The organism is uncultured Gimesia sp., from assembly GCF_963976445.1.
Classification (GTDB): Bacteria; Planctomycetota; Planctomycetia; order Planctomycetales; family Planctomycetaceae; genus Gimesia.
Genome location: NZ_CAXBKP010000012.1, coordinates 14,983 through 28,774, shown reverse-complemented (window position 1 = coordinate 28,774; position 13,792 = coordinate 14,983). Strand labels below are relative to the sequence as shown.

Annotated in this window: 7 protein-coding genes; 1 reads left to right on the top strand and 6 read right to left on the bottom strand. The window is 50.4% G+C overall.

What is annotated here, in order from left to right:
- Positions 1–18: 18 nt before the first annotated feature.
- From AAC022_RS14620 to AAC022_RS14610, 3 genes are all read right to left on the bottom strand, one after another.
- Positions 19–1,584 (bottom strand): GAF domain-containing SpoIIE family protein phosphatase, encoded by a 1,566-nt coding sequence (locus AAC022_RS14620; RefSeq protein WP_339732045.1) that lies wholly within the window; start codon positions 1,582–1,584, stop codon positions 19–21.
- A gap of 208 nt (positions 1,585–1,792) precedes the next feature.
- The gene (locus tag AAC022_RS14615; protein WP_339732043.1) at positions 1,793–3,364 is read right to left on the bottom strand and encodes a dicarboxylate/amino acid:cation symporter; all 1,572 of its coding nucleotides are present in this window, start codon (positions 3,362–3,364) and stop codon (positions 1,793–1,795) included.
- 72 nt (positions 3,365–3,436) lie between these two features.
- Positions 3,437–4,636: a Gfo/Idh/MocA family oxidoreductase gene (locus AAC022_RS14610; RefSeq protein ID WP_339732041.1), complete on the bottom strand. Its 1,200-nt coding sequence runs from the start codon at positions 4,634–4,636 to the stop codon at positions 3,437–3,439.
- A gap of 381 nt (positions 4,637–5,017) precedes the next feature.
- Here AAC022_RS14610 and AAC022_RS14605 point away from each other — a divergent pair, with 381 nt between their 5' ends.
- Entirely contained in the window at positions 5,018–5,518 is a 501-nt protein-coding gene (locus AAC022_RS14605; protein ID WP_339732040.1) for a hypothetical protein, read from the top strand.
- A gap of 109 nt (positions 5,519–5,627) precedes the next feature.
- Here the strand turns inward: AAC022_RS14605 and AAC022_RS14600 are convergent, their stop codons facing one another.
- The 3 genes from AAC022_RS14600 to AAC022_RS14590 are packed head-to-tail and all read right to left on the bottom strand — an operon-like array spanning position 5,628 to position 13,717.
- Complete coding sequence (locus tag AAC022_RS14600) at positions 5,628–6,800, bottom strand: class I SAM-dependent methyltransferase (RefSeq protein WP_339732038.1); 1,173 nt, start codon at positions 6,798–6,800, stop codon at positions 5,628–5,630.
- Between the two features lie 8 nt (positions 6,801–6,808).
- Positions 6,809–10,330 (bottom strand): UvrD-helicase domain-containing protein, encoded by a 3,522-nt coding sequence (locus tag AAC022_RS14595; protein WP_339732036.1) that lies wholly within the window; start codon positions 10,328–10,330, stop codon positions 6,809–6,811.
- A gap of 9 nt (positions 10,331–10,339) precedes the next feature.
- Positions 10,340–13,717, bottom strand: coding sequence for a PD-(D/E)XK nuclease family protein (locus AAC022_RS14590; RefSeq protein ID WP_339732034.1), 3,378 nt, complete (start codon positions 13,715–13,717; stop codon positions 10,340–10,342).
- Positions 13,718–13,792 lie beyond the last annotated feature (75 nt).

The window sequence follows — 13,792 nt, the reverse complement described above, 5'->3', positions numbered from 1 at the left end:
CTGCTGCGGTTTGCTGATTTAATCCCCGATATACCGAGCGAATTTCAGGACCATCAACGTCCGGTCATCGCCGTCGTTTCCACCTTCCAGATGTTTTTGGAGTTTGGTCCAGATCCCCAGCATCACTTCCTCAGCTGAATCTTCAGTGTGACCTTTCAGGACATTCATAATCCCGTCCGAGCGAAACATTTTGCGTTCGCTGCTCATCGCTTCACTGATTCCATCACTGAAGCCAACCACAATATCGTTCGTGCAAATTGGAATCACGGAATAATCGTACTCGTTTGATTCCGTAACCCCCAATAACATTCCATGCGATGTTAAGCTTGTGATCTTCCCCTTATGCACCCAGAATGGCGCGGGATGTCCTGCATTGGTATAGGTAAATGTTCGGTTTTGAGTATCGATCACACCATACATCATGCTCATAAACTGATGCGGGAGTGAGGTATGATAGAGCGCAGTATTGATTCGTCCAATCACAAAACGAGTATCTTTCGCCTGTTCGATCGGCCCTTCCGTCAACGTCCGTAAGGCCCCCCGGACCGAAGCCATCACAACGGCGGCAGGAATACTATCACCCGAAGCATCACCCAATGCAAAACAGGTCACGTGAGGACCCAGTGAAACGAATTCGCATAAATCGCCACCCACTTCATGATGACTGATGGCCTGGACCGCAATCTGAAAGTCACGATCCCGCGTCGATTCCTCGGCAAATTCCGCTGGAAAGGATTCCGAAATCACTTTGAGTTCTTTTTTCAGACGTATTTGGTTCTGGCTCTCTTTGATTAAGACGGCTCGTTCCAGAATCGTACTGACCTGCGCACCAATGGATTTCAAAACATGGATATCCCGCTCATTCAAATGACGGGCACGTCGGTCGAACGCCCACAGAGTCCCAAACGGCCCCGATTCAGACTGCACCGAAACACACATCCCCGTCAGACAACCTTCTGGTAACCAGCGCGCCAGTTCCGGTGTGTCCTGGCGATTGATAATCAGCCCCTCTTTGGCGAATGCTTCCAAATCAGGGGGAGATTCCGATAACTTTCGGCGATGAAAGGGAATCTCAAATGCAGTCAGACAATACTGAACTCGGAGTGATAACTGATTTGATTCCGAGTTCAATAAAAAGAAACCCGCAGCGCGAAAGCCAGTGAGCTGCAATGCGGCTTCCAGAAGTTTTTGCAATGAATCCTGTAGCGCCTCCTGTTTCGTCACGGACAAGCCGACATCCACCAGCGTGGTGACTTCTTTATCCTTCGTCTCTAGCGAAGAATTCATCGTTTCGATGCGCGAAATCAGACTTCCTACTAACTCCGCAAATTTGATTGCCGTCACAAACAGGTGATCGTTGGCTGTCTCATCAGGGAGTGAGAGATACAGATAACCCAGACAGCGATTGCCATCTTCTATCGATTCATACCAGCAATATTTCTCACTTCGGCACAACTCTGCTTCCAGCGATTTTCGCTCTCCCGGCTTAGCTGGCGTGAACCGTAAAGGCCAGCCGGTGATTTCCGAAAACTGGTCACAAATGGTCTGAACCCATTCCTGAGGCGGAGTGATTGTTTGTTCCATTTCACCTGATCCAAGAAGCGCCGATACAAAAAATGCGAGAAACTGAGCGGATTGCTCTGTATCCTTCTATCGACTGGCGGGGGCTGGCAAAACACCCCCGCATCCGGTTGTGACGGTTGAATTGGTTATCCCTCAGGAATTCCTGACCAACCCCGGTTTTTAGCAGCTTCCAGTTAACTTGGAACCAGGTAACTTTTGCCGCAATCTCTTAGCGGTAGCGTTCGATAACTGCACAGCCACAGGAATCACTCCAGACATTGACCGAAGTTCGACACATATCCAGAACCCGGTCCACTGCGATGATGATTCCCTGTGCCTCAAGTGGCAGGCCAACCGCCTGTAAGACAATCGCCATCATCACCAGCCCCGCATGGGGGATGCCGGCTGCACCAACGCTCGCCAGTAAAGCCGTAATCGCAACGACAAGCTGCTGGGAAATCGGCATCACTTCCCCAGTATACGCCTGCGCGATGAACAGCACTGCCACCGCTTCATACAAAGCCGTACCATCCATATTGATCGTCGCGCCCAGCGGAAGCACAAACGAACTGACTTCGTTGGAAATCCCCGCGTTTTCTTCGACACAACTCATTGTCAAAGGCAGCGTCCCATTCGATGATGCGGTTGAAAATGCCGTCATCAATGCCGGACTCATCGCACGGGCGAATTCAATTGGGGAACGCCGCGCCACAAACTTCAGCAGGCAGGGTAAAATGACCACCGCATGAATCAATAACGCCAGAAAAACGGCCGCCATATACCAGCTCAGTATCTTGAAAATTTCAATCCCCTGAGACGAGACTGCATATACCATAAACGCCAGCACGCCAATCGGCGCCAAGCTGATAATGAACATCGTCATCCGCATCATGACTTGAAAACCGGCCTGAAAAAAGTCCGTCATGACTTTGCCATGCTTTCCCCCCACCAGCAGAATAAATATTCCAGTCAGCATGCTGAACGAAATGATCGAAAGAAATTCTCCTTCACCCAAAGAGTGAATGATGTTCGTCGGAACTAATCGATTAATCATATCCAGAAAAATAGAACTGATCGATTCCTGACCAGAAGAGAGAGACCCATTGCCCCCTGGTAACACAGCCCCAATACCAGGACGAAGCAGATTCACCACAAAAATCCCGGTAAAAATCGCCAGCAGACTGGTGGAAAGATAATACAGCATCGTCCGGGAAAACATGGCTCCAAACCGAGCTGCATTCCCCAGACTGGCAATTCCGGTGATCAACGAGGTCACAATCAGAGGGATCGTCACCATTTTCAGTAACCGTAGAAACAAGTCCCCGACCCATTTGGAAATCGCCATCACTTTTTGAGAAATACCGATCCCAAACAACTGATAGTCGACCTTCCACTGCGGATAGGTTTTCACCAACGCGTCACCGCTCGGCGCAGAATACGAAGTCACAGTACCCTGCTTATTCACAGTCCGGGTGTAAGTCAATTCGACTTTCTTGAATGAATCAACAATGTGAATGGAGCGACCGGTGACTTCCAGTGTCACCGGTTTCTCAAGCTCTTTTTTGGCATACAGGCCCTTCAATTCGGGATACCGCTTGAGTAACTCCGCGCGGTCTTTGAATTGATACTCTTTCTGGTCCTGGGCTCCGTTTTCCTGTGAAACCTGATAACCCCCGTCCGATGGTTTGATCGTCAGTGACAGATCTTCCAGCGAAATTTCACCAGGATTAAAAACAAAACCGAGAAGTGTCCCTGCGATCAAAGCAACTAGAATTTGATAGTGCAGTGGAATGTTCTTCATAAAACACCAACTTCCCGATTTTTTTTAATTAATGTCCGTAAATGAAATCACTTCGATCAACCCGAAGTCGGGTTAACTACGGGCGCTCTCACACTGAAACGGTAGCCAGGCACCATTTTCATGACTGCTGGCAACCGACTGCTGAATAAAGAACATTCCTTCCACCCCATCATACACGTTCGGGTAGATCGTGTTTTTGGGTTCGAAAGGCTGTCCGGTAATTCGGTTGATTATCGCGTCATAAGTCCCACGGTAAATATTGGCGAACGCTTCATAGAATCCTTCCGGATGACCAGAGGGTAATCGACAGGCGGCGGCTCCCATCTCATTCATGAACGGAGCATTCGGATCGCGTGTGTAAAGCGAATGCGGTTGCCCGTTGCGACGGATCACCATCTGATTCGGGTCTTCCTGTCGCCAGCTCAATGCACCTTTGGTGCCGTCGATCTCAATAGACAGGTCATTTTCGCGGCCATGTGAAATCTGGCTGGCGGTCACTGTGCCTAGTGCTCCGTTTTGGAAACGAATCAAAGCATGACCATAATCATCTAACTGGCGACCGGGGGCGAATATCTTCAAGTTGCATGAAATTTCTTCGGGCAAAAGTCCCGTCATATAGCGGCCCAGGTTATAGGCGTGCGTGGCGATATCACCAAAGGCACCGGCTGCTCCCGATTTCGCAGGATCGGTTCGCCAGGCAGCCTGTTTTTGTTCTTCCTCTTCCAGACGAGAACGCAACCACCCCTGAATATAATTGGATCGAATGGCCTGGATCTCGCCCAGTTCCCCCGACAGAATCATTTCCCGCGCCATCCGCACGAGAGGATACCCAGTGTAATTATGACTGACGGCAAACACCACGCCTGATTTCTCGACGAGTGTTTTCAATTCTTCCGCTTGCGCCAGGTCGAAGGTCATCGGCTTATCGCAAATCACATTGAACCCGGCTTCGATAGCCGTTTTCGCAATCGGAAAATGGGTAAAGTTGGGCGTCGCAATGCTGATGAAATCAATCCGCTGATCTTCCGGCAGAGCCGACTCTTTCTCGACAAGTTCTTCAATGGAACCATAGGCCCGGTCTGGTTTAATATCATAAGCGGGCGCTGATGCTTTTGCTTTTTCGGGATTCGATGACAGAGCTCCTGCCACCAGTTCGGCCCGATTATCCAGACAGGCGGCGATGGAATGAACCCGACCGATAAACGAACCCTGTCCCCCACCTACAAGTGCCATCCGCAATTTACGATTGAGTTGACCGTTCATAGTTTCCATTGTTGACTTCCTTCCTCTTGATGATTCATTCTATACCCGTACCACGAGACGAGTTAGAGTTGAGCAGCGAGATGTTGAATCTGACCAGTCCTGAAGACGGTTCCTTACAAAGCAGCATACTTTTGCACGTTCAGAATTACAACCAACGGCAATTATCGGGAGCAATGATTGGGGCTTTTCACCGGAGGCACTTTCCGATTTTTGCCCGCAAATAACTCTGGCGAGGATTTCCGTTCTTGGGTACAATAAACAAGACTTGTCTCTATAATTCGTAGAGCAAATTCAGATTCCAGTTTTCAACATTTTCAGATTTCAAATCTTTGGTGGAGTGAGAAATCTCATACTCCATCTGAAAACAAACAGCACCGGGAGGCATTTGTGGTGAAAAATCGAATTGGGGAACGCCGATTTCTATGGCTGACAGTCGGCATCATTTGCGGCATGTGTTTATCCTACTTCTGGCCACACGAACCAGCCTTCGCAGTAGCAACTGACCGCGATGGTGATCGCTTTGCCATTACCACGGTTCCGACTCGAAACGGAAACGCAGAAGGGGTCTTCGTACTCGACTTTCTGACCGGACGTCTGCAGGGCGCCGTTTTGAACTCGCGATCGGGTAAGTTTACGCACGCTTATTTTCGAAACCTGGCTGCCGACTTCAACGTCGATCCGACTGCAAAACCGCATTACGTCATTGTTTCGGGTGATGTCAATTTACCCGCTCAAGGGCGTGCCCAGTTTGCCGAAGGCGGACTGTATGTCGCAGAAATGACTTCCGGAATGGTGGTCTGCTATGCATTCTCTTTCGTGTTTAACAATGCACCGGGAGCGCCACAACAACTGCTTCCCATGGACCGCTTCCAGTTCCGACAGGCACAGTAAATCAGTCCATCCAACGTCAACGGGAATCAACACCATACGAGCGAGAGCCTTTCACCGGCTCTCGTTTTTTTTTGCGCAGAACTGCCACTCAACGACTCAAGCTGTTGAATTATTCGCGTTCACAGATCAGCGCCCGCGATTTCCCCTGCAAGCGGGCAATGATCAATACCCCCGCTGCATCCCCTTTTAAAGACAGCTTGCGTCGCAACGCTTCAATCGAAACCGGAATACGACGGCACTTGATTTCCAGTTGCCCAAAATCGGCAGACCGGAAATACTTTTTCAGATCCCGGTCATTGTTCGGCAACTCATCCAAAACTCGAAAACGTCTGAAAAAAGGAGACTCCACCGCTTCCATGGACGTCAGATATTCTTCTTCAGGGTCTAAGCGACTCACCCCATATTGATCCGCGGCCACATCGAGTAACCCGGAACGGACGATCGCCGGATCGGGATCATAAACATAAGCGCCCGGCTCCGTGATATTCACAAACGCATCCATCGGATGACCGGCAATACTGTCGACCTTGCCCGTTTTGGAAATGGCAGTCGCGCGATATTCCTGCTCGCCTGCCAGATCACCAAACCAGATCGTGGCCTCCTTACATTCGCCATTCAGACTGATCAACTCCACCTCGGTGCCGGGAAACTTTCCAGAAAAATTACTGGCAGGACTAAGCTTGATCGCCCCTCCTTGAAACTGCTCGATCAACGCCAGCAGTGTCTCCAGGCTGGGTAGATAATCTTCAATCCGGATCACTTTTCCCCCAGAGTGAGGCCGCCGATCAGGGTCAATGTGCAATCGACCCTCGCGATCCTGAATGTCTTCCAGGCGAGAATTTAACACGCTCACCGAATCCGACACGCCGTAAACGTCACTGTTCCACAGTGCAAACTGACACAGCAGCGGTTCCAGATCAACGCCCGTCACACGCGCGTGTTTTGCCAGCGCAATCAGATCCCCTCCCATGCCACTGCAAAAATCATAAACTGTTCCAGAAAAACGCGTCGCTTTATGCTGAGAAACCAGTTCGGGTGTCGCCTGTTCCAGACTTTTGCGGTCGAACCACATCTGGTCTGCTTTAGAAAATTTGGCACGCCCTCGGATCCGTAGTTCGGATAAGGTTAACGCCGCCCGCACCATTTCATGAGAATAGGTTTGTCGCAACTGTTTCTGCAGCTGGAATTCTGATCCGGAATGCTGTTGGATCAGCTCAAAAATTTCAGGAGCATCGTACAGCTGACGAACGCAATCAAGCTCGGAATGTGACTCACTGGACATGGAACGGTTTAACGACTTTCTGTCGCTGGCATAGGTTGATTCAATTGGGAAACCGCTTGTGACAGCCTCCCGGCAATCTCATCGAGTCGCGTCGGATTCAAATCGAATTCTACAAAACGGACGGTATCATGCACCACTGCCAAACCAATTGATTCGGGTCGGCCTCCAATGAGTTGCTCTGCCGCCAGTGTATACACTCCTAACTGAAATTCATACTCTTCAATCAGCTGTTCTTCTGTCAATTGCGATAGGCGGGAACCGGTTTTGTAATCCAAGACGACCCAACGCCCCTCAGCTGTCTGCAAAACCGCATCAATCGTCCCGGTAACCGTAATCGGATCGCTTTCGGCCCCCGAGGTCGAATCAGGCCAGCGTAACAGGAAATCGAGTTCCCGATAATGCACCCGCGCCGACTGCAGCATCTGACACAGATCAGAATCGTACCAGGCAGATATTTGACGCGTGATCAAGGGCCGTAACTTTTCCTGAATCTGATGAGGCTGCTCGTATAGAACAGACTCCACAATCCGGGCCGCCTGTTCGGGTCGCTGTGGATCCAGACGTTCGATGACCTCATGCGTCAAGGTCCCCAGCTGGGTCGCTTCTTCGGCCGTCAGAGACGCCCCCCCTGTTAACGGCTCCTGAAAATGAATTGGGAACTGCTGCAATTCCGCATCGATGACTTCCAGAGAAGACACGCTGACATGCGTTCGCTCTTCCCGTTGCGGCGGAATCTTTCTAAATGACATTGGAAATGCTTCCGGCGCCCCCTGCGCCAGCGTTTCAAAAAACTGACTCGGCTTCAAAGTTTTCTGCTTCTTCGCTGCCTTCGTTACAGTCTCGGGTTTCTGATGATGCACGCGAATTTCGGGAATCTGATCGGCGGGGATCGCACCCAATGATAGTCGCCCCAGGTAAGGATCGATGGCAGGAGACCCGGTTGACAATTCGAAGTGGCGTGCCAGAAGTTTCATCCACGGGGATTGATAGTTCTGGTTGTACGGTAAACCTGCCGAAAGAATCAGATAGTCAGCGGCACGCGTGACAGCGACATACAACAGCCGCACGGTTTCTTCTTCGTCGGCCCTCTGTTCCAGCACGCGATGCATCTTGAACGCATAATTTTCCGGCACGGTCCCACGTACCGCAGGTAGCGGCAGTAAGGCCCCCCATTCGGGATGCAAAAACGGATCTTTCGCAGCCCCTTGAGATTTACGATCCAGATCAGCCACAATCACAATCGGAAATTCGAGCCCTTTGGACTGGTGAATTGTCATCAGGCGAATCACATCACTCGTTTCCGGCAATGTCGCCGCCAGTTCTTCCTTACTCTCTTCAAGAATCGAATCTCTGACCCGCTGCACAAAATCCTTCAGAGTAAACAGCCCCGTTGATTCGAAATTGCGCGCCATCTCAATCAGTTTTCTCAGGTTCGCAATCTTGCGATCGCCCAGAAATTCATTCAACAGAGCCGCATCATAACCGGTTCGTTCTAACGCCAGATTCAATAATTCCACCAGTGACAGGCGGTCCTTTTTCGAACGCAGTTCTGCCATTACATTCTGTGCATACAGAACCTGACGTTTCTGCCGCGGCTGCAGATCTTCCGAAGGCGTCATCAACATCGCTGCGGAGAGTGTCCCTGCATTTCGAACGATCGAATAAATGGTATCGTCCGACAGGCTGAAAAAAGGCGAACGCAAGACGCCTAGCAAACTCAATTCGTCATCAGGATTATCCAGATACTGACACAGATTACTCAGGTCATAAATTTCCTGCTGGGCATAAAAGGCACGTCCGCCGACCAGGTAATAATCCAGATCCCGCTGCTGTAACGCTTTTTCATAAATACTGACACTCGACAAAGAGCGAAACAGAATACAGATATCGCCCGGTTCCACCCGCCGCAATTCGCGTGCACCAGACTTTAGATTTTTGGCCCAGATTCGTGGCGTTTCATCTTCCAGCAATTGACGAATCCGGGCGGCAATCCATTCCGCTTCCGTCTCCCGTACGGCATCCGCCCCTTTGAGATCTGGATCATCCGGAGAGGCAAATAGAAACTCAATGCCCGGAGTGGGTGAATGCTGTTCCGGATCGAAGGGCATTAAGGGTTCGTAATAGTGTTCCATCGCTGAGGCAAACAGGCAGTTCGTAAAATTCAAGATCGCCGGCTGACTGCGAAAATTTGTACTCAGTGGCAGACGCCCCGGTTCCGGTATTTCCATCCGCAGTTGATGAAACACTTCCGGATCAGCGCGACGGAAACGATAGATCGACTGCTTCGCATCGCCCACTAAAAAGAGTTTGCCGGTCAACAGATCCTGACCACACAGCGAACGCACAATTTCGCTCTGCACCGGGTCGGTATCCTGAAATTCATCCACCATCAAAAACTCAATCCCGGCAGCCGCCCGCTGCTTAGCGAGCGGATCGCGGCGAAACAGATCCCGCGTCTGTAACAATAGGTCATCAAAATCGAGCAGCCCTTTTTCTGCTTTGCTCTGCTGATAACGTTTCGCCACATATTTGGTGACTTTTAAAACGACCAGACTATATTCGGCCGCCATTTGAAATTGAGCAGGATCTGGCACAAGACTTTCATAAATTTTTCCCAGCGATCCCCGTAATGCAGAAAACCCATCTTTGATCTGTTCATAAACAGTCACGTCCTCCCAGTCTTTTTTGGTCCCCGCCCCCTGCACTTTGGCATGACTGATCAAGGTCTCCAATAATTCCCCGCGCAGCTTTGCTGACCCGTTAATTAATTCAGGAAGCCGCGCGAGTAGCACTTGAAACCTCGCTCGCATTTTAGGATGGGTCGGCTCATTCGCGGACATCAGATTCACTAAAAACTGTGTACTCTCTGCATTCGCAATTTCCGCCAGTTGCAATGGAATAAAGGTCTGCTCCCAATATTCACGCATCCGCCCCGCCAGTTGTTCGACAGTTATCTCAGCGAACTGTTCGAATTCAATCCGGAACTGCTGTGGAACCAGCGAGATCAGAAGTTCGTACGTTTTTTCCAGACCATAACGGTATACCAACTGCATACCGTCCGCGTTTTCCTGTTTCAAGAGATCGTGAACCGCCTCGCGAACGACCTTTCTGAGAAACGTGTCACTCATCCCCTGCTCTAACAATCCAAAATGAGGATCCAGCCGGGCACTGACGGCGTGACTTCGCAGAATTGAAGTGCAAAATGAATGAATCGTACTGATCCGCGCGGAATCCAGACCACGAATCACCGTCTGCCAGTGTGCCACTTCGTCCTCAGGACAGTTGCGCAGTTGCGCCAGACAAGTCTCACGGATTCGATCCCGCATTTCACGAGCCGCACGTTCGGTAAACGTAATCGCCACAATATGACTCAACCGATCGGTGGGCGTGCCTGGCTCAATCAGTTTCAGAAACCGCTGTGTCAAAACAAACGTTTTTCCACAACCGGCACCAGCAGATAGCGCAATCGAAACATCACGCGTGCTGATGGCAGCCGCCTGCTGGTCAGTATAAGTGGGTTGGTTTGACATAAATTTAAGTTACTTTTCTGGTGATTCTTCTTCGGAAAGATCCTGGTCTGTTTCTAAATAGTGCAATAAGTCAATCTGCTTGCCCAGCGAGTCCCGGTAACTCTCTACCTGCGAGAAACGGCACACCGATTGAAACGCCGAATCGAGATGTGCAATCTTCTCATCCACCTGAACCGGAAAGATTCCACCACGAATCAAATGTGCTAAATGGGGCACCAGCCCTTCCATGGTTGTTTCCAGTAATTCCAGATCCTCACCTGAAATTGGTTCTACCAGCTTTTTCCGCGAACGGAGTGGCATGACAAATCCGGTCTCCTGAACTTTCCAGTACCCCAGATGAAACGGCTCCGCATCGATGTCGATCATTTCCAACCGCCGGGCGGCAATCAGATATAATGCAAGCTGGATTTTTTTTCCTGCACGAATCTCTGATGCAGAAGGCAGCGCCCGCCCGGTTTTATAATCGATGATGTTGAAATATTTTTTCCCTTCCATACGTCCCACATCGATCCGGTCAATCTGGCCGCGAATGCGAGTTTCCCGTTCCCCACTTCCCAATGTCAGATGCTGGTAGTGTTCCTGCGTTGGATCTGGTTCTGTCGGCACCCTGCCAAACGGAACTTCTCGCCCTACGATCGCCGGTGGATCATCCCAGAGTTCATCAAATAGCTTGCCATACATCTCCGACTGTTCCGCAAACAATCCCCCCCAGTCTTCCAGAATTTGTTTTTCAATCGTCAGCAACACCTGCTGGAGTTTGGTCTCTGCAATCTCATCGGAAACCCGTTTATCAAGCAGATCCAGAAACAAGAATTCCACTTGGTCAGCAGCGTAAAACCGATCCATCGCTCCCTGTTCAATCAGAAGTTCATATAACTTCGTCAGAATGCTGTGAACGTGAATGCCGCGCTGCAGATGATTCGTACGCAGCTCCGGTGGTTCAGGAACTTCAATCCCCAAAATACTCTGTGTAAAAAACTGATAAGGACAGGCTAAATAGAGTTCGAGTTGCGTGGTACTGAATTCGTATTCCCGCGGAAACCGCTCGCGAATGGCCTGCCTGTTTTGCGGTGATTCTAGAACACCTTCATACGCGGTGAACCCTTCACATTCAAAACGCGCAACCGCCATTTCGGATGCTGCAAGAATATTATGTGCCGTATCCCTCAACACCGGATCATTCAACAGACTGAGAAACACTCCGGTTCGCCCCTGCTTTAACTGGTCCGTCGCCAGTACCCGTAAATCGCGATTGGATAACGTCTGCTCCTGACGTGGCAGTGGATTCAACTCGCCCACCTGTTGAACCGATAATGCCACTGGCTCGAACAATTCAATCAACGCTGTCAGATAAGGGCTGGGAAACAGAGGCTGCCCGGTTGAACTGATGGCCGGATAACTCAGAATTAACTGCTTCGAAAACCGGGTCATCACTTCATAAAATAGCAACATTTCTTCCTGTTGCTGATTTGCATGCTGCTTGAGCGAGAGTCCGTTTTGATTCAGTTCCCCGCGATCTTTTTCACTGTAGAGGCAGTCTTCACGATGACTGCGGGGAAAACTGGCTTCACTTAAGCCACCGATCAGCAGATAGGGGATACTTAAATTCCTCAGCTGTGTCGCATCCAGCACCCGGACTCGTCCCGTCTCTTCCGGCTGCATGGAGAGGGTTTGCTGTTCGAGCAGATCCAGCAGCAACCCTCGAAATCCGATCAAATCCAGCGGTGCCGCGTCCCGTTGATGAAATTCTTCAATCTGTTCGATCTGCGATACCGCATGAAACAGTAGCTCCTGAAATCGTTCCCAGATGAATTGATCCCGCTTATCAAGCTGGCCCTGTTCCGTGTCGGCTCCCGCCCATGCCTTCTGCAAACCGAATTCATTTGCCAGTGAAATCAGAATTTCAATCCAGTTCACGAACAGCTCTTTCCCCCTCAATCGCTGTGTCGCATCGGCAAGCCGCCTGGCAAGCTGATTCGCGGCTTGCGACTCTCGCCTCAGTGATTCCCACTTTGGCTGCCCCGGATAGCGAGCACACAGTTCACGTGCCTTCTGGCTTTCTTTCTCCAGTGCATTCAGAAGATCTGTTTTTCCGGAATCAATCTTGAGTTGTCGTAACACGCGCGACAAACTTCGAACGGCGGTGCCGTCCCGATATTCCGGCCAATCGGGTGAAAAATAATTCGAATCCAGAATCGACATCATGCTGTCGAAAGACCAGTTCTCCAGTTCGATCTGCAAAAATGTAAAGATCGCTCGTACCACCGGAAACCGGGCAAACTCCTGCTCCAGACCGAGAAAATAAGGAATGCCGGCTGCTGTCAACGTTTCTTCAATCAGATCGCCGTATTCCTGGGTCGAACGGAATGCGATGGTAATCTCTTCTGGCAGAATCCCCTGCAGTAGTAGCTGCTTCACTTCCGACGCCAGCACTTCAACTTCATTCCGCTGTCCTGCCACCGCTAGCACTTTGATCTGATCGGCGGTCGGCAGAGGCTGAATTGCTCGTGGGTTTCCGAACAAGGAATGACTGATCTGCCACCGCGACGTTTGAGATTCAGGCGGTGTGCAACAGACCGTTTTGATCGTGCCCGGTAATCGAGATTCCAGGATTCGTTTGGCGACGACCGATTTGGCAAATAGATCATTCCGTCGTATCTCACCTTCCAGAGGAAGCGAGATCATCAGTTGTTCGGTCCGGCGTGCCAGCAGTTCCAGGATCTCGTACTGCGTATGTGTAAAGTCGGCAAATCCATCCAGCACAACCAGATCAAATTGTCCAAAGGGTCCCCACATGCCTTCCTGCAACGCCGTTCTCGCAGACCAGAAACGACCTTCCGAATCATAGCGACGCATCTCATGCAGAGCGACCTGATATCGGTCATAGATCAGAGCCAGTTCCTGGTCCTTTTGCCGCGAATCCGAATTGAGCTGCCCGCAGGCCTTTGAAAACTGTTCCGGCCAGATTTCTTCCCGCTTTAACTCGGAAATGAAACTCGAAACCAGATCCAGAAAACCAGAAGTGCCCGCGATGGAACTGAAATACTGAATCTTCCCGGCTGCGATGAAATCATCTACAATCGTCCGCAGCAGATACCGTTTGGAGATCTCGGGTAAGGTCTGGATTGGTTCATCCAGAGACTTGAGGATTGTTTCGGCAAACGCTTCAAACGTATAAACATTGGGTGCAAAACAGACCGGCATTTTCTCACAGAGCAACTGATCCAGCACCTGCCGACGAGAACGGATTGTCGGAGAAATCCAGAGTGTCGTTCCGGGACAATGCCTTGCCAGACCTGACTGTAATGCACCCCGGTACTGATCCAGCAGTTGTTCCGTTTTCCCGGAACCTGCTGTACCAATCAATATTTGAACTTCAGGCTGCATTTGCTGTTGCTCGATTAAAGGAAAAATGTCCAAAAAACGGATCTAGAGTGAACTGTATCCAGCTGATCGTCAGAA